Genomic DNA, 17,376 nt, shown 5'->3' on the forward strand with positions numbered 1-17,376 from the left:
AGGAAAGAACTGCCCGCCAAAATGGCTGCGTCGCGACAGGTAACCAAGAGTCGCCGCCGGAACGGATCGTTCCGTGTCGGCGACGACGAAACGGTCAGTGCACCCAATGCCCGCTGCGCTGCCGCGGCGGCGCTTCGTCGTCATCGTTGCTCGGTCGATGCTGCAACATCATTGCCTCGACCTCTGTTTCGGTGGCCGGCTTGGTCTGCCAGTACTGGTTGACCGCACCGAGCACCGCTGGCACCTGCGACAGGCATTCGTCGTATTCGTCGTCGCTGAGTTTCTCGAACTCGGTCTCGGCACTGAGGATGCCTTCATCTACCGCCAACGCCATCACCGGGCCGAGCAGCTCCATCAGCTGCGGATCCTCAGACAGGCGGTTTTCCCACAGGCCCGCGCGCAGGTCGATGCCCCGGCTGAAGCCTTCACACCAGCCGGCGGCGGAAAGCATCGGTCCGGTTTCCATCTCGACTTCGCCGAGAATGGGCTCATAGGCCTGCACGTCCAGTTCAGCGCTGATCGAATCGTTGAGCTTGGCCAGCAGGGCGAGCACGCGATTGCCTTCGTCCTCGTCGGCGAACGGCTCGTGCAGCACTTCGGGCAGCCATTCGTCCGGCAGCACCAGCAACGGGCCGACCGTCAGCGCACTGAGCAGGCCGTGCACGCCATCCAGCAGCAGGTCACCTTCGCCGGTATGGGCGCGCAGGTAGCGATCCAGTTCATCCAGTTCATTGTCGTCCAGCGAGCTGGGCCATTCGGTTTTATCGGTCATCTCAAGTCCAGTTCCAGCGTCACCGGCGTATGGTCGGAAGGACGTTCCCAACGGCGCGGTTCGCGATCGATCGCCGCAGCTTTCGCCGCGGATTTCAACGCATCGCCGATCAGGATGAGGTCGATGCGCAGGCCCATGTTGCGACGGAACGCCGCCTGCCGGTAGTCCCACCAGCTGAAATGCTGCGGCTGCGATTCGAACAGGCGGAAACTGTCGTGCAGCCCCAGATCGGTGATGGCCTTGAGGCCGGCGCGTTCCGGGGGCGAACACAGGACGTCTTCACCCCAGGCCACCGGATCGTAGACGTCGCGGTCGTCCGGGCAGATGTTGAAGTCGCCGAGCACCACCAGATGGGGATGGCGCTCGTGCTCGCGCGCGATGAACTCGCGCACCTTGGCCAGCCAATCCAGCTTGTAGGCGTACTTTTCATCGCCAACCGCCTTGCCATTGACCACGTAGAGATCCACCACCCGGAGATCACCGATGGTGGCGGCCAGGATGCGGCGCTGCGGATCGTCTAGCCCGGGGATGTCGGTGACCACATCGCGTGGTGCCTCGCGCGCAAGGATCGCCACGCCGTTATAGGTCTTCTGCCCCGAAAACACCGCGTGATAACCCGCGGCCGCAAGCTCATCGACCGGAAATTTGGCGTCCTCCAGCTTGGTTTCCTGCAGCGCGACGATGTCGGGCTTCGCGTCGGCCGTCCACTGTGTCAGCTGCGGCAGACGTACCTTGAGCGAATTCACGTTCCAGGAGGCGATTTTCATCGCGGCATTGTATGTGATGTGCCGGATGCGCTTGAACCGTCGCCGCTGGCCTGTACCAGCATCGGCATGGCGCCGTGATCGGCGCTTGCACGGCTGGTTTGGGGAGTCCGGAAATCCGACCTACAGGAATATGCAAGCGAAAACCACCGAAACCACAACTTCCAGTGTATGCTGGCAAAGCAAGACTCCGATTCAACCCGGTAGTTCCTGCTCTCATTGCGGTCAAGTGCACTACGCTCCGAGCCGCAAACCATCAATGCTTCAAAGGTAAAGTTACATGTCGGATCGTCAGAGCGGTACAGTCAAGTGGTTCAACGACGCCAAAGGTTTTGGCTTCATCACCCCGGAAAGCGGTGACGACCTGTTCGTGCATTTCCGCGCGATCCAGGGCACGGGCTTCAAGTCCCTGCAGGAAGGCCAGCGCGTCACGTTCGTCGTCACCAAGGGCCAGAAAGGCCTGCAGGCTGAGGAAGTCCAGGTCGCCTGAGTCCCTTCGGACTTGAGTTGATCTGAAAAAGCCCGCTTCGGCGGGCTTTTTTTATGTGCCGTTTGTTCGTTCGCGATTCGTTGCCGAAGTCGCTATTCGTCGGCAACTGCCAAATGGTTCGCCGATGAGCCTTCAGGTCAGCCCGTGACTGCGCAGCAACGCTTCCGGTTCGGGTTTGCGCCCGCGGAACGCCACGAAACTTTCCAGCGCAGGCCGGCTGGCGCCGACGGCAAGCACCTCGCGCCGGAAGCGTTCACCGGTCGCGCGATCGACGACGCCGTGTTCCTCGAACTCGCCGAACGCATCGGCCGATAGCAGTTCCGCCCACAGGTAACTGTAGTAACCCGCCGCGTATCCGCCCGCGAAAACATGGCTGAACCCGTGCGGAAACCGCTGCCACGCTGGCGGATGGATCACCGCGACCTGCTTGCGCACCTGCTCCAGCACGGCAAGCGGTTGCGCGCCTTCGGCCGGGTCGTATTCCATGTGCAACAGGAAATCGAACAGCGCGAACTCAAGCTGCCGCACCAGGAACAGGCCGGCGTGGAAATGGCGTGCGGCAAGCATGCGCTGAAACAATTCTTCCGGCAGTTTTTCGCCGGTTTGGTAATGGCGCGCGAACAGATCCAGCGCGGCGCGGTTCCAGCCGAAGTTCTCCATGAACTGGCTGGGAAGCTCCACAGCATCCCATTCCACGCCCTCGATGCCGCCGATCGACGGCAGCGCGATCCCGGTGAGGAGATGATGTAGGCCGTGCCCGAATTCATGGAATAGCGTGAGCACGTCGTCGTGGGTCAATAGCGCCGGTTTGCCTTCGGTCGGCGGCGCGAAATTGCAGGTCAGGAACGCGACCGGAACCTGCGACTGATCGCCGTCATCGAAACGCGCGCGGCACACGTCCATCCATGCGCCGCCACGCTTGCCGTTGCGCGCATAGAGGTCGATGTAAGCGCCGGCAAACACGCGCCCGTCGGCGTCGCGCACGTCGTAGTAGCGGACATCCGGATGCCACACGTCGACATCATCGCGTTGCGCGAGTGCAATGCCGTAGAGCTGGTGGGTCAAACCGAACAGGCCGTCGATCACCGCCGGTAGCGGGAAGTACGGCTTCAACTGCTCCTCGTCGAGATCGTATTGCTGCTGGCGCAGCTTTTCCGAGGCGTATCCGACGTCCCACGATTCGAGGTTGTCGAGTTTCAATTCCGTGTGGGCGAAGTCGCGCAGTTCCGCCAATTCCTTTTGCGCCACCGGACGCGCGCGCGTGGCGAGGTCGCGCAGGAATTCCATCACCTCGGTCGGCGACGCGGCCATCTTGGTTGCCAGCGATTCCTCTGCGGCATTGTCGAAGCCCAGCAACTGCGCCGCTTCGTGGCGCAAGGCCATGATTTTCTCGATGCGCTCGCTATTGTCGAACTTGCCGGCGTTCGGGCCCTGGTCCGAAGCACGCGTCTGGTAAGCCCAGTAAACCCGTTCGCGCAGTGCACGGTTATCGGCATAGCCGAGCACAGCCTGCACGCTGGGCTGTTTCAAGGTCACCAGATAGCCATCCAGATTCTGATCCTGTGCATACTGACGCAGCACCGCGCGACCGGATTCGGGAATGCCGGAAAGGTCGCGCTCGTCGGTCACATGCTCGTGCCATGCCTCGCTGGCATCCAGCACCGCGTTGGAAAATTCGGTGGAAAGTCTGGAAAGTTCCACGCCGATGTCACGAAAGCGCGAGCGCGCTGGTTCCTCCAGTGCCACGCCGGACAAGGTGAAATCGCGCAGCGCGTGTTCCACCAGCGCGCGTTCCGGCCGCGGAAGCGCGGCAAAATCGGGCGCATCCGCCAGCGCTTGCACCGCGGCGTACAACGCGCGGTTCTGGCCCAGCTCGATCGCGTGCTCGGTGAGCTTTTCCTCGGCCGGTCCGTAGACCTTGCGCAGGGCGTCGCTGTCGGCCACCGAATGCAGGTGGCTGACCGGTGCCCAAGCATGCGAAAGCCGTTGTTCGAGGCGTTCCTGCGTCAGCATCACGGTGGCGAAATCGTGCGGCGCATCGACGGCGGTCAATGCGTCGATGGCGCTTCGATATTCGACAAGCAGAATGTCGATCGCCGGCTCGACGTGTTCGGGGCGAATCTGCGAAAACGCGGGCAACGCATCGGTCGCCAGCAATGGGTTGTCTTGACTCATGGAAGCTCCTTGGAGAGCGCCAGCGTGGCGACCGGCATCGCCAAAATCAAGCGCGGGCGCTGTTGATCCGGCGCTGGCGCCGTTTTGTCATCATCCGGCCCATAACATTGCTGCCATGTTGCCGCCCGATGTCGATGGATTACTCAAGCGCAGCGCGACTTTTGCGCATCTCGACGACTCGGCGCGCGAGACACTTCGTCGCGAGCTGGTCTGGTTCGGATTGCCCGGCGGGCGGCCGTTGTTCAAGCACGGCGAAGCGGCGGACGCGCTCTACCTCTTGAAGAACGGCAGCCTCGGCGTATTCGACAGCCCCACTGTGCTTCGCCATCTGATTGGTGCCGGCGAAAGCGTGGGCGAAATCGGCCTGGTCGATGGCGTGCATCGCCAGCGCACGGTGCGCGCGCTGCGGGATTGCGAGTTGCTGCGACTGGACCGCGCCGCCTTCGAACGCGTGCTCGCGCGGCATCCGCAAGCTCTGCTCGGCGTGGCGCGGATGGCCATCGATCGGCTGCAACGCCGTGAGCGCGGCGAAGAAAGCGCGGGCCTGCCGCGAACCTTTGCACTGATCCCGGCGAGCGATGGCGTGCCGGCGCGCATGCTCGCGATGCGCCTGATGATCGCGCTGGAAAAGTACGGCAGTTGCGTGGTGATCGACGCTGAACTCGGTGCGGGCCGCAGTGCCGACTGGTTCGCCGAGCGCGAGGCGCAAGCGCATTTCGTGATCTATCTCGATGTCTCCCGGTACAGCGGCGCGGACAGACACCTCTGGCGCGAACGCTGCCTGCGTCAGGCGGACGTGCTTTTGCTGCCGGCCATGGCCGCGCAGCCGGTTCGTGCGTGGCCGGACATGCAACCGGATCGTCCGTTGCGTGTGCGTCATCGACCACGACATTTGATTCTGCTTCACGCCGGTCATCAAGTTGCATTGGGCGCGGCGCAACGCTGGCGCGATGTCTTCCACGGCGAGCTGCAGCATCACCATCTTTGCAGTGACGCGGATATCCCGCGACTGGCGCGATCGATCAGCGGCAACGCACGAGGACTGATACTCGCCGGCGGCGGCGCGCGCGGGCTGGCACATCTGGGCGTGTTGCGCGCGCTGCACGAAGCTGGCCACAGGTTTGATGCCGTGGGTGGCACCAGCATCGGCGCGATCATCGGCGCCGGTGTCGCCGCAGGTTGGGGCGTCGATGAGATGACCGACACCTTTCGCCACGCCTTCGTGCGCGGTCGACCGCTGTCGGACTGGACGCTGCCATTGGTTGCGCTGACCCGCGGTGGTCGCGCGGCGCGCATGCTGCATCGAACCTTCGGTGCGCTCGAAATCGAGGATCTTCCGCTGCCCTATTTCTGCGTGTCGACGCGTTTGTCGGGCGGCGGCCAGGCCGTGCATCGCCATGGTCCGCTGTGGCACTGGCTGCGCGCGTCGAGCGCGATACCGGGCGTGCTTCCGCCACTGTTGCATCGCGGCCAGGTGCATGTGGATGGCGCACTGGTCAACAACTTGCCGACCGATGTGATGACTGCCGATGGCATCGCGCATATCACGGCGTTGGACATCCGCGCCGACATCGCGCTGCACACCGATGCGGAGGAATCCGCGACGCCATCGTTGTGGCGACTGTGGCTGCAACGCGGCGTGGTGCAACGTCCGGGCTTGTTGTCGACGCTGGTGCGCGCAGGCATGGTCAATGGCGAGGAAGCCAGCCTGCGTCGGCGCGATCTCGCGCAGTTGCTGTTCACGCCGCCGCTGGAGCATGTCGGCATGCTCGACTGGAAAGACTGGCAGCGCGCGATCGACGCCGGTTATCGGCACGCGGTCGAACTGCTTGAAAGCGCGGCGGACGTCGATGGATCAATTGAGCCGGCTCGTTCACCGCTCGCATAGAATGTCGCGATGAATGCCATCCGCAGCTACAAGAATATTTCGCCGACGCTCGGCGCTCGCGTCTATGTCGATCCCGCGTCCAGCGTGATCGGCGCCGTGGAACTCGGCGACGATGTATCGATCTGGCCCGGCACCGTGCTTCGCGGCGATGTGCATCACATCCGCATCGGCGCGCGCAGCAACGTGCAGGACGGCAGCATCGTCCATGTCACGCACGATGGTCCGTACTCGCCGGGCGGCTTTCCCACCATCGTTGGCGAAGGCGTCACCATCGGCCACGCCGCGGTGATCCACGCGTGCACCATCGAGGACTACTGCCTGATCGGCATGCACGCCACCGTGCTGGACGGGGCCACGGTGAAAAAATACGGCTTCGTCGGCGCCGGCAGCTTGATCCCGCCCGGCAAGGTGGTGGGCGAGCGCGAATTGTGGCTGGGCAATCCGGCAAAGTTCGTGCGCTTGCTCAGCGACCGGCAGATCGAACAGATGCATTACTCGGCGGATCACTACGTGCGCCTGAAAGACGATTACCTTTTGGCCGTCTGAATCGTTCGACGTGCCACCGCCGCGACGTCGCGGCGGTGGCACGAAGACTTACCAGCCCAGAACGGTGTTGCCGTTGTCCGGCGATCCATCCGGATGGCTGAACCACTGCAGGCGGTTCGTGCGATCCGGGCAACCCTGGCCGGTGCCGTAGCTGGTCACCGCGCCGCTGGCTGATGCGACATCGGTGCGATAGCAGCTGCCGAGCGAATCGCGGAATGTATAGGTCTGCGCGCTCTGCTGGCCGTTGTGGCCGGTGATCGTGCTGCCTGTGGCATCGAGTAGAAGTGTGTCGGCACTGTCCACGGTGTTGCCCACATCGGACGAATACAGTGTCAAGCCGAGCAGCTTGCGCGCGCGATGTTGCTGCAGACCCTGATGTGCGGTCGTGGCGAGGCTGATGCTGCCATCCGGCTGCACCTGCTCATTGACGTCGACGTGCAGCGGATAGCTCACGTTCTGGTCGTACTCGCCGGTCAGCAGAAAGCCGAGCTTGCTGCGGCTCACGCTGGTGGCCGTGGTCAGCTGGTCGCTGATCTGGCGGAACGTGCTGTCGTTGATGGTGAAGCCCTGCGTATCCGCAAAGCCGACCGTCTGTTCCACCGAACTGGTCACGCGCCCGTGCGAGGTGTCGGCATAACCTTCGATCACGAAATGCCGGCTCAGGTTGGTGTTGATGTTGCCGGTCACGTTGCCGCTGCTGTCGGTGACCAGCGTGTCGCCGATGGTCGGTGTCGGCGGCTGGCCGACCAGCGTGTTCTTCGTCACTGCGCCGTTGATCTGCTTGGCGTGCGCATCGAGATACACCAACAGACTCGCCGTGGCGCTGAAGTAATTGTTTGCGCCAGCCACATTGACCGCGACCGTATGCGTCGCGCCATTGCTGAGCACGCCGACGAACGGCGTCAGGTCCACGCGATACGGCATGAAGTTGAGCGTCTGCACGCCGGTCGTCGGTCGCCAGAGATAAGGATCAATGCCGCCGGTGTAAATCCACGGATAAACCGGCACCACGCCGGCCGGCTGGCCATCGATGCTCACCTCGGCTTCGCGGAAATTGCCGCCGCCGCATTCTTCCACTTCATCGGCGTATTGATCCGGCACGCAGGTGTACCAGAACTCGTCGCCACCTTGGCTCTGCGCGAACACGTCGAGATAGGCGCGTTCCACATTGCGCGGCAGGCTGAAGGTTTTCGAGAGGCTGTCGGTCGCCGTATTCAACGCCACCGTCGAACCGACCGGGTCGCTGCCCAGCGGATACACCGCATCGGGAACCCGCGCCGCCGGCGCGAGGATCGACGTCGGATAGAACAGCAGCTTGGCGCTGCCGTGGATCACGCCGGTATACGTGCCATCGACGATGTTGCCGATGATTGCCTGCCCGTTGCCGGACTGTCGCAGCAAGGCGCTGTAATCGGTGAGGTCGCGCTCGACGTGCCAGCTGGGCGCGACGGCGGAAGAGGGCTCCTCGGTCGTGCCGAAATAGAGATTGACGCCGCCCAGCCAGAGGTTGGCTGTGCGATCGAACTGCCGTCCCGCAGTCACCGAGAAATCCGCTTCCAGCACCACCTTGGACCAACTGCCCTTGCACGATGCCGGCGGCGTGTAGCTGTACGGGCGGCTGTTGAAATCGGTGAATGTGACGTCGGTAAACAGTTGCACCACGCAAGGTTTGCCCAGCGGCCGCGGCACGGTGGGATCGGCGGTGGTGACATTGGTCGAACCTACCGGCGTACCGGCGGCGACCGGTCCCGCACCCAGCGCAAGCGCTGCAAGCACGAGGGCCCATGGAGTGACACGAAAACGGCAGAGCACTCTACTGATTGGCATGATGGCAAATCCTGGCGTGATGTGGACCCTGTTCGCGCACGCTAGCACGCATGACACCAGCGGTCATCACCCGGATGGACTTCCATACGGCCATTCGCATTTATTGCGTACGGCGTCGCGAACGACGGCTCTCGGGCCATCGACAACACGCTTTCTTCACATGGTCGACGCACGCTGGGCGGCCGTTTCCTGAATACGTTCGGCCTCCGCCTCGTGCTGCTTCGTCACGATAGTGCGTGCCGCGGAAAGCTTGCCGCCCAACAACGCGAGCGTGAAGTTGTTGCTGTCGAATTCGCGCAGCAAATCGAGCTCGCGCCGCGCTTCTTCCAGATCCTTCCGGTTGATGGTGCCTTCGATCTCCACTACGGCCCGCGGAAATGATTCGCGCAACGCGTCCTGCGCCGTCCTGTTGGACGGATCCAGCTGCAGCACGCTCAGGTAAAACTCGTACGCGTTGCTGCCGGCCGGCGCCACCAGGCGACCATCGTGCATGGCGTCGCGCGCCAGGCCGAGCAGGATGCCGGTGCCGCTCTGCGCGTCGTCGATGGGGTTCGCGCCGGATGTCGTCGGTGCGGGCACGTCGATGTTCGATGCATGAGCCACGGCATGGCCATACCAGAGGATGCCCGATGCCATCACGGCGAGCACCAGCATCGAGGCGATCACCAGCCCGTACCGGCGCGATACGGTAAAAAGAAAACGTGTCATGGCACCTGCTGCGCGAGCGACATCCGCGCACCAAAGCGCCCACGATCGGGGCGCCTCCGGCGGAAGCCGGCAAGATAGCCATTGCGTGTTTCAGTCGTATGGCGATGGCTTCGAAGCGTTACCGTCGCAACTTCCAGTGGTGTCAGCCATTTCAGTGCATGCGTGCCATTGTCGCTGCACATCGCCGGTTCTGCGCGCAGGTTGCTGCACACCGAGGGTCGTTCGGGTTGGCCGAAGATTGCGCGGCAGTTGTCGGCGGTGAGTTGCGCGCAGCGCACGCCGGCGGGTTTGCTCTCGCGTAGCTATTTAAACCCCGAAAAATGGAGGGTGGAAAGCGAGCCCGCCTTGTTTGTGCGTGTTCTTCGATTCGCCAGCGTGTTTGATGTCTTCAGAAGGAAAGAGCGGATTCATAGGGCGCTAGAACCTGTCGTACCACTGCTGGGTTAAGGTACTAATGCTTCGAGAAAATCCTGCTTATCCAGGCAGATCAAGGTTCTCGACCTGAACATTTTTATGGGTGAACACATTGGACCGACTGGATGCTATGGCCATGCTGGTGTCTTCCGTCGAGACGGGGAGTCTGTCGGCCGCCGCGAGACGAATGCGAATTCCGGTCGCTACGCTCACGCGAAACATCAATGATCTCGAAACGCTTGTTGGTACCAAGCTCCTCGTCCGGACCACTCGAAAGCTCACGCCGACAGAGGCTGGCGTTGACTATATTGCTGCCGCAAAACAAATACTCGAGCAGGTCGATGAGCAGGAGCGGCGCGCTGCTGGCGAATTTCAGACGCCACGAGGCGAACTCGTTGTTACCACTCCCGTGCAAGCTGCGCGACTGCGAGTGCTGAAGGTCATCGATCAGTTTCTGACGGCATATCCGGAGATACGCATTCGACTTGTGCAGTCGGACCGGAACGTCGATCTGATCGATGCGCATGCGGACGTCGCGATCCGCATTGGACGCTTGCGCGATAGCAGTCTGGTCGCTGCGCGTGTGGGAACCTTACGAGTCGTGGTCGTTGCCAGCCCCGGTCTTCTCGAGAAGTTTGGAACACCGGAAACGCCGCATGACCTTCAAAATTATCCATGCGTCGTGTTCGACAGTCCCTATCTTTCGCCCTGGCGTTTTCGGAATCCCGGCATGGAAGAAACTTTCACGATTGCGGAAATTCCGCGCTTGCTTGTGTCATCGCCGGATGCGGCAGTGGATGCTGCCATTGATGGCGTGGGAGCGACACTACTTCTCGAACACGATGTACAGGCCGCCGTGAATTCGGGAAAGTTACGGTACATCTTGCAGTCATACGAAGTTGAGCCAATACCTGTCCATCTGGTTTATCTCTCGCGGAACCTCATGCCCGCCAAGCTCCGTCATTTCATCGACTTCGCATTGCCGAGACTTCGCGAAGAACTCGCCAGCTTCGGACGCATTCCTTAGATTTAATCTCATTCGAGAGCCGCATGTCCTTGCAATAGCAATGCAAGAACACTCGAATCTGCCTGCTGAAAATCAAGCAACTCGCCGTCCGTGATTGTACTCAAGAGGGCGAGTGCTCTGCGGATGATTGAACGTCATTCGCCTAGAACTGGGTCAGACCACCATCGACAACCAACTCGGTGCCCGTCGTGTATGACGAGTCATCGCTCGCCAGGAACAGCGCGGTCTTCGCAAGCTCGGACGCTTCACCAAAACGTTTCAAACCGATCTTCGCCGTGATCCCGGCGGCGACTTCCTGAAGTGCGACATCAGGCAAGCCGATCTTGCTGTAGAAAAGCGTTGCGATGGCGCCCGGACTGATGGCGTTTACGCGAATGCCGCGAGAGGCCAGTTCCGCGCCCAAGGTGCGAACAAGAGAACGCGTCGCGGCCTTGGTCGCCGCCAGGATCGAAAGGCCCGGGTATCCGATCGTATTCAGGAACGATGTCGTGACGATGATGCTGCCGCCGTCGGTGATGTGCGGAGCCGTCTTCTGGATCGTGAAAAACGTACCGGTGAAGTTCAACGCCAGGTTTTCGGCAACGTATTCTTCCGTCACCGCTTCCAGAGGCGCGACCGTGGTCGCACCGGCATTGGCGAACACGATGTCGATGTGACCGAACTTCGCCTTGGTTTCTTCGACCGCACGTGCGATGTCCGACACCTGGCGGATATCGGCATGGACGAGCAAAGCCTTGCCATTGAGTGCTTTGCCGGCCGCGGCCAGACGCTCTTCATCCGATCCCACGATCACCACGCTGGCGCCTTCGGCCTGAAAAAGTTTCGCGGTCTCCAGACCGATGCCTGATGTGCCGCCAGTGATGAAAGCGACCTTGTTCTTGAGCTTCATGTTGTTCAATCCTCTAGGGGTTTGGGCTTGTTGCGGCATGTCGGTCGATGGTTTTCCATCGATCGCCTTGCCTGAGGGCAACATTGCATCCAGCCATTGAGGAGCGGAATTATTCGAATCCGGGAAACACATGCTCATGAAGTGGCGAAGTGGTTTCGAGGCCTGGCTTCAATTCAGGCATCCGGTCCGCGCAGCATGCGATAGACCGGATCGGTGTCCGGCCGCTTGTCGTGCCACAACTCGAACGCATCGGCAGCGGTTTCCACCAGCATGCCGAGTCCGTCAAAGGCGTAGCGCGCGCCGGCTGTTTTTGCCCACGCAAGAAAACTTTGCGCGGCGTTGCCGTAGGACAGGTCGTAGCAAAGTGCGCGCGAACCGACCAGCGAAAAAGGCAGTTGCAGCGATGCACCGAGTACGCCAGCCGACGTCGCGTTGACGATCAGGTCATAGCTGCCGATGTCGTCGAGGTCGGCCCAGTAACGTGTATGCGCGCGCCCCGGCTCGCCGATGGCGTCGGCCAGCACGTCGGCTGCTTGCGGCGAACGGTTGACGATGGTGAGCGTGTCCACGCCGGCGTCCAGCAGTCGCCATGCCACGCCTTGCCCTGCGCCACCGGCGCCGAGCAGCAGCGTGTTGTGTCCGCGCAAATCGACGCCATGCCGTTCGGTCATGTCGCGCACCATGCCGGCGCCATCGGTGTTGTGTGCGGCGAGGCGGCCATCAGGCAAGCGCGTCAACACGTTCGCGGTGCCCGAGCGATGGGCCGCGTCGCTGCGCTCATCGGCGAGCGCGAACGCGGCCGCCTTGTGCGGCAAGGTCACGTTGGCGCCATGGCCGCCGTCGTCGAAGAAACGCCTCACGGCCGTATCGAAATCTTCCGGCGCGGCGTCGATCGTGCGGTAAGTCAGCTCGATGCCGAACTGCTGCGCGAACGCCTGATGGATGCGCGGCGAAAGGCTGTGGCTGATGGGATGGCCAAACACGGCGAACGACGTGGAAGACATTCAGTGATTCCGCAAAGCGTGAGTCCGCGCGAGCGGATGGCCTTCCATTCTACAAGGCGTGCACACCGCCGATCTTCATCCGCCGCGGTCGCAGCTTTTGAGATGGACGCATCGCACGCTGCAGCCGTCGCCCTCCCACGGATACGCCCATGTGCCAGCCAACTTCCCGCGTTTCTCATCAGAACCTGCTCGTGGCCGGCTTGCTCTGGCTGGCTGGCGGCATCGTGCTGATGCTCTCCACGCTGGTGCCGATGCACAGCCGCCTGCTCGGCTGGTCGCCTGCGTTCTGGCTGATCGGTGCGCCGTTGATCGTGCTGCTGGTGCTGGAACCAAGCCTGCCTCGCCAGTTGCTGGCACTGCGGCGGCAACGTTACAGCGCGTCGCGCAGCGTGGTCTGGCACTGAACGACTTCAGCCAGTGATGCCCTGGCCTTGGCGCTTGCGTTCCATGCGGCGCAGGAATTCTTCCATGATCTGCAAGTACAGCGCGTCGCCGAGATGCGCGTCTTCCACGCCCGCGTCGATCGACGGATTGTCGTTGACCTCGATCACCACCGGCTTGTTGCCGACCTGTTTCAGGTCCACGCCGTAGAGTCCGTCGCCGATCGGCTGCGTGGCTTTCAGCGCCAGCTTGATCACTTCGGCCGGCGCGTCGTTCACCGCGATCGTTTCGAAGCCGCCGGACTTCGCGGTGCCTTTCGCGCCGTGGTTGTAGATCTGCCAGTGGCCGCGCGACATGTAGTACTTGCAGGCGTAGATCGGCTCGTGATTGAGCACGCCCACGCGCCAGTCGAAATCGGTGTAGACGAATTCCTGCGCCAGCAGCAAGGCGCTGTGCTGGAACAAACCGCTGGCTGCCTGCTCGAGGGCCTGCTCGCTTTCCACCTTCACCACGCCACGCGAAAACGAGCCATCGGGGATCTTGAGCACCAGCGGAAAGCCGAGCTTGTCGACCACGTCCTTCATGCCCTTGCTGTCGTCGCGATAGAGGATTTCGGTGCGTGGCACGGCCAGCTTGCGCGACACCATCAAGTCGTTGAGATAGATCTTGTTGGTGCAGCGAAGGATCGACGTGGGATCGTCGATCACCACCATGCCTTCCTTTTCCGCGCGATGCGCAAAACGGTAGGTGTGGTTGTCGCTGGCGGTGGTTTCGCGAATGAACAGGCCGTCGTATTCGGCCAGCCGCTGGTAATCGTTCTTGCCGATCGGATCGACTTCGATGCCGAGCTGCTTGCCGGCGGCGATGAACGCCTTCAATGCCTTCTTGTTCGATGGCGGCATCTGTTCGGCCGGATCGACCAGCATCGCGATGTCGTAGCGATACAGCTTGCGCGCGCGCGGCTTGCGCCAGAGTTTCTTGGAGAAGCGGTCGAGCTCCTCGGCGAATGCGTCTTCCTGCGCATCGTCCAGCGTGTGCAGACCGACCGGCTTGATCGCACTCACCTGCCACACGCGATCGCGCTCGAACTCGATGCGCATCAACGGGCACGGAAACGATTCGAACACCTGCCGCGAAAGATCCTGCAGCGCCGGGTAAGCGGTCTCGCCGAAGTAGACGAGGATGCCGAAGTCGGTCGTGTCGCGTCCGCCGGCGGGAAGAAAATTCGTCAGCTTGGTGTTGAGGTCTTCAATGTCCACGCCGTACAGCGAGCGGCGGCGCAGATCGTTCACCGTGCGCACCGATGGCATCACCTTGTGTCCACGCGCCTCGGCGAGCAGCGACACGTAATAGCCGGTACCGAGATATTTGTAGCTGCGACAAAGGTTCAGCACGTGCGTTCGTTCGTCGTCGCTGCCGACCGGTTCGCGCAGGTAGTCCATTGCGCTCATCACGTCCACGGACGGATAGTACGAACCCCAGTCGGAGGCTTTTTCGACAACGATGACCAGACGCGCCATGGCACCACTCGAGCAACGGAACTTGCGGGGGAAAGGGCTGCGCGAAAGGCGCACGAAAGCACAAGGCGCGCAGTTTGGCACAGGGTCGCTGATGCACAAGGCACGGCGCTGAAGCCCGAATAAACATGCGGACCCAGGTCGCGTGCGCAGGGAATCTGCACGCCCGAAACACAGCACCTTGATCGCGTCCGCTGCTAGAGTCCGCGCTTGTCGTCGGGTACCCCGCCTCTTCCCCTTTCCCCGCCCGCCTCGATGGATACCGAAACCGAGCATGCAGCCACTCCACACCACTGCCGCCGTGCGCGTGCGTCGCGCCGAAATCTCCGACCTTGATGACCTGGTGGCACTGGAGGACCGTACCTTCGACAGCGACCGAATGAGTCGTGATCAATATCGCCGGCATCTCGACAGCGATTCCGCACTGGTGCTCGTGGCCAGTGCCAACCACCGGAATTTCCTCGGCACGGCCGTGCTGTTTTTCCGCAAGGGCAGTGGCGTGGTGCGGCTGTATTCGATTGCCAGCCAGCCAGAGGCGCGTGGCAAGGGCGTCGGCACCGCGTTGATCGACGCATCGGAACTTGCCGGCCGGCAACGTCGCTGTCGTGCGTTGCGGCTTGAAGTCCGCACCGACAACGTCGTCGCCATCAAGCTCTACGAACACCTGGGCTATCGACGCATCGGCAGTTACGCGCACTACTACCAGGATGGTGCCGATGCCTGGCGCTACGAAAAAGCGCTGGCCTGATTCCACAGATCACAGGACCACTTCGATGCTGCAGATGCGACCAGGCTGCGAATGCTGCAGCAAGGATCTGACGCCGGATTCCACCGAAGCGATGATCTGCTCGTTCGAGTGCACCTTCTGCATCGACTGCATCACCGCCGTTCTTCTCGGCATCTGCCCGAACTGTCGCGGCGGTTTCAGCCCGCGACCCACGCGCGCAGCCGAGTTGCTGCAGAAATATCCGGCGATGACGGAGCGCACGTACAATCAAAAATGCAGGACGAACTAGCGCATTTGGTCCGCGCGCGGCAGGCCTTCGCCGAGAATCCGCCGGCGCAGGAACACCATGGCGGGTTTTTCAAACCACAGGTGGATGGCGATCGCGATCGCGCTGGATACCGCGAGCAGGATGACGATGATCGCGATGGTTACCGGCAGGCTGTGGTGTTCGCCGCGGAGCACCGTGCGTAGCAGGCCGTAAACGACATACGGATGGATCAGGTAAAGGATGTACGACGACTCGCCGAGCAGAAACAGCGGGCGGTTGTTGACGGTGACGCGGTAGATGCGTTCGAGCAGAAGCGCCGACAGCACGATCAGGAATGCGGGGATGCCGGAGCTGATTTGCCGGGGCAGCCCGAACCCCTGTTGCGACTCGACATAAAAGATCGCCACCAGTGACACCAGCAACACGAGCAGCAGGCATATCCTGCCGGCCGCCGCTTCCTGCAGCGCCGCGCGATGCTGCTCGACCCAGTACAGCAGATAGAAAATGCCGATGCCGAACACGAACTCGAATACCAGCGGACGCGCATAGAACTGCACCGACGGATTCTGCGCACCGCTGGCAGTTATCGCCAGCAGCATCGTGATGATGGCCATGCAGCACAGGATCGGCGCGAAGCGTTTCGAGACCAGCAACGCCAGCGAAAAAATCACGTAGAAGTACATCTCGTAGTTGAGCGACCAGCCCAGCACCAGCGTGGGAAACATGCCGGCGTATGCGGTCTCCCTAGGTATGAAGAACAGCGAACACAGCAGTTGCACGATGTCGGGCTGTGTACTGCGCAGCAGGTGGGGCGCCACCAGCACCACGCTGAAAAGCGCCAGCGTCGCGACCCAGTAGAACGGCACGACGCGGATCAGCCGGCGCAGAAAAAAGCGGTCCGAGTTGCGCGAACCGATATACGCAATGATGAATCCACTGATCACGAAAAAGATGTCGACACCACGCGTGCCGATGCTGAGCCTGAGGTGCAAACCCGCTTCGGACGTGATGTGCGAATAGACCACCGCGATCGCGGCGATCGCGCGCAGCGTGTTGAGGTTCACCAACAGGGCAGGTTCCGTCCGTCGCACAACATCCTTTTGCGCGTCCGCGCCGCCGCGCGTGGTGATCATCTCTTGTGTGCTCATTCCCCTGATCGTCCTGGTATAGGTGATCGACCGGCCGGCCACGATGTGCGCGACCGACAGATCAGATGCTGGCAAGTGGTTCGTGGGTGCCCGGTTGCACGGACCGGATTCTCAAGCCCAGCGGTTCGGTGTGACGAAGATCGTTTTTACCCGGCACGTTGGCCTTGACGAATAGTGGCGCGCCGCCGCAGACCACACAACCAGTCTTTTGCCACCCACCGTCTGGCCGAATGCCGGATCAGTGGCGCATGGCGCGGCGCTACGCCCGGAATTCACCGAAGCTCGGTTCGTGGGCCGATCACGACGAAAGTTTTAGCTGAGCGCAGAACAAACTTCGATCCAGCACGTCACTTGGCTTGCGGGAAGCGCAACTGTCCGTTGTTGTAGTACTTCCCCAGACACCTGATGAGCTTGTCGGTGTCGGCCCTGATCTTGGCGGCCTTCTCATCAGGAAATGACTTCGGATTCGTGCTGGCCTGGAACGCAGCGAGATTGTCGGTGGAAGCCGAAATTTCGTTCGTGCATACGCTTGCATTCGTCGCCGCGTTCAACATGTTGGCCGGAAATAAAAGTGGCAAGACGAAAAATACTTCCTGGTTCGTCGCCTGTGACATCGCCGAAATCAATGCACTGGTCCGAGCGCCCGAATGCTGATTGCGCATGGCGTTATCAATGGAGGATTTGAATTTCTGCGAGAAGGGCGAGCCGGGCGACTGCTGAGCCGCTGCCGAAAGGCCGGTGGCAATGAAAAGAACCAAGGTCAGAACGGTCCGCAGCATGTCTTCCTCCAAGGCGAGTTTCCGCAACCTATGCCAGCAGGTCATTCGGGTC

At 61.8% G+C, this 17,376-nt stretch carries 17 protein-coding genes; 7 read left to right on the top strand and 10 right to left on the bottom strand.

Features of this window, described 5'->3' with window-relative positions; genetic code table 11:
- Window positions 1-94: 94 nt before the first annotated feature.
- Both GSQ73_RS04050 and xth read right to left on the bottom strand, forming a co-directional pair.
- The gene (locus GSQ73_RS04050) at window positions 95-772 is read right to left on the bottom strand and encodes a YecA family protein (protein ID WP_158881208.1); all 678 of its coding nucleotides are present in this window, start codon (window positions 770-772) and stop codon (window positions 95-97) included.
- Entirely contained in the window at window positions 769-1,539 is a 771-nt protein-coding gene (gene xth / locus GSQ73_RS04055) for an exodeoxyribonuclease III (RefSeq protein WP_158881210.1), read from the bottom strand. Before xth ends, GSQ73_RS04050 begins: the two co-directional genes overlap by 4 nt.
- A gap of 277 nt (window positions 1,540-1,816) precedes the next feature.
- Here xth and GSQ73_RS04060 point away from each other — a divergent pair, with 277 nt between their 5' ends.
- Entirely contained in the window at window positions 1,817-2,026 is a 210-nt protein-coding gene (locus GSQ73_RS04060; protein WP_007809889.1) for a cold-shock protein, read from the top strand.
- Between the two features lie 132 nt (window positions 2,027-2,158).
- On the opposite strand, the gene GSQ73_RS04065 is transcribed toward GSQ73_RS04060, so the two are convergent.
- Window positions 2,159-4,201, bottom strand: a complete 2,043-nt coding sequence (locus GSQ73_RS04065; RefSeq protein WP_158881212.1) for a M3 family metallopeptidase — start codon at window positions 4,199-4,201, stop codon at window positions 2,159-2,161.
- A 115-nt stretch (window positions 4,202-4,316) separates the two neighbouring features.
- Between GSQ73_RS04065 and GSQ73_RS04070 the strand changes: the two genes are divergently transcribed.
- Both GSQ73_RS04070 and GSQ73_RS04075 read left to right on the top strand, forming a co-directional pair.
- A complete protein-coding gene (locus GSQ73_RS04070) occupies window positions 4,317-6,089 on the top strand; it encodes a patatin-like phospholipase family protein (protein ID WP_158881214.1) in 1,773 nt (590 codons plus the stop codon).
- Window positions 6,090-6,098: 9 nt separating this feature from the next.
- Complete coding sequence (locus GSQ73_RS04075) at window positions 6,099-6,635, top strand: gamma carbonic anhydrase family protein (RefSeq protein ID WP_158881216.1); 537 nt, start codon at window positions 6,099-6,101, stop codon at window positions 6,633-6,635.
- A gap of 48 nt (window positions 6,636-6,683) precedes the next feature.
- On the opposite strand, the gene GSQ73_RS04080 is transcribed toward GSQ73_RS04075, so the two are convergent.
- Window positions 6,684-8,462: a peptide-N4-asparagine amidase gene (locus GSQ73_RS04080; RefSeq protein WP_158881218.1), complete on the bottom strand. Its 1,779-nt coding sequence runs from the start codon at window positions 8,460-8,462 to the stop codon at window positions 6,684-6,686.
- A 156-nt stretch (window positions 8,463-8,618) separates the two neighbouring features.
- Window positions 8,619-9,170, bottom strand: coding sequence for an energy transducer TonB (locus GSQ73_RS04085; protein WP_158881220.1), 552 nt, complete (start codon window positions 9,168-9,170; stop codon window positions 8,619-8,621).
- 544 nt (window positions 9,171-9,714) lie between these two features.
- On the opposite strand from GSQ73_RS04085, the gene GSQ73_RS04090 reads away from it, so the two are divergent.
- Window positions 9,715-10,611, top strand: coding sequence for a LysR family transcriptional regulator (locus GSQ73_RS04090; RefSeq protein WP_158881222.1), 897 nt, complete (start codon window positions 9,715-9,717; stop codon window positions 10,609-10,611).
- A 142-nt stretch (window positions 10,612-10,753) separates the two neighbouring features.
- Here GSQ73_RS04090 and GSQ73_RS04095 read toward each other — a convergent pair whose 3' ends face one another.
- Together GSQ73_RS04095 and aroE are read right to left on the bottom strand one after the other, a co-directional pair.
- On the bottom strand, window positions 10,754-11,500 hold the full coding sequence (locus tag GSQ73_RS04095) for an SDR family oxidoreductase (protein WP_158881224.1): 747 nt from the start codon (window positions 11,498-11,500) through the stop codon (window positions 10,754-10,756).
- A 173-nt stretch (window positions 11,501-11,673) separates the two neighbouring features.
- Window positions 11,674-12,504 (bottom strand): shikimate dehydrogenase, encoded by an 831-nt coding sequence (gene aroE, locus GSQ73_RS04100; RefSeq protein ID WP_158881226.1) that lies wholly within the window; start codon window positions 12,502-12,504, stop codon window positions 11,674-11,676.
- A gap of 149 nt (window positions 12,505-12,653) precedes the next feature.
- Between aroE and GSQ73_RS04105 the strand changes: the two genes are divergently transcribed.
- Window positions 12,654-12,908 carry a hypothetical protein gene (locus GSQ73_RS04105; protein ID WP_158881228.1) on the top strand — a complete coding sequence of 85 codons (255 nt, stop codon included), beginning with the start codon at window positions 12,654-12,656 and terminating at the stop codon, window positions 12,906-12,908.
- A gap of 6 nt (window positions 12,909-12,914) precedes the next feature.
- Here GSQ73_RS04105 and GSQ73_RS04110 read toward each other — a convergent pair whose 3' ends face one another.
- On the bottom strand, window positions 12,915-14,405 hold the full coding sequence (locus tag GSQ73_RS04110) for a RimK family protein (protein ID WP_158881230.1): 1,491 nt from the start codon (window positions 14,403-14,405) through the stop codon (window positions 12,915-12,917).
- 271 nt (window positions 14,406-14,676) lie between these two features.
- On the opposite strand from GSQ73_RS04110, the gene GSQ73_RS04115 reads away from it, so the two are divergent.
- Window positions 14,677-15,150, top strand: coding sequence for an N-acetyltransferase (locus GSQ73_RS04115; RefSeq protein ID WP_158881232.1), 474 nt, complete (start codon window positions 14,677-14,679; stop codon window positions 15,148-15,150).
- A gap of 34 nt (window positions 15,151-15,184) precedes the next feature.
- Window positions 15,185-15,418 (top strand): DUF1272 domain-containing protein, encoded by a 234-nt coding sequence (locus tag GSQ73_RS04120; protein ID WP_254063284.1) that lies wholly within the window; start codon window positions 15,185-15,187, stop codon window positions 15,416-15,418.
- Here GSQ73_RS04120 and GSQ73_RS04125 read toward each other — a convergent pair.
- Entirely contained in the window at window positions 15,415-16,545 is a 1,131-nt protein-coding gene (locus GSQ73_RS04125; RefSeq protein WP_158881236.1) for an acyltransferase, read from the bottom strand. The two genes, GSQ73_RS04120 and GSQ73_RS04125, sit on opposite strands and share 4 nt — an antisense overlap.
- A gap of 347 nt (window positions 16,546-16,892) precedes the next feature.
- Complete coding sequence (locus GSQ73_RS04130; protein WP_158881238.1) at window positions 16,893-17,324, bottom strand: hypothetical protein; 432 nt, start codon at window positions 17,322-17,324, stop codon at window positions 16,893-16,895.
- Window positions 17,325-17,376: the final 52 nt, after the last annotated feature.

Origin of the sequence: Rhodanobacter sp. L36, assembly GCF_009765755.1 — a bacterium.
Lineage (GTDB): Bacteria > Pseudomonadota > Gammaproteobacteria > Xanthomonadales > Rhodanobacteraceae > Rhodanobacter.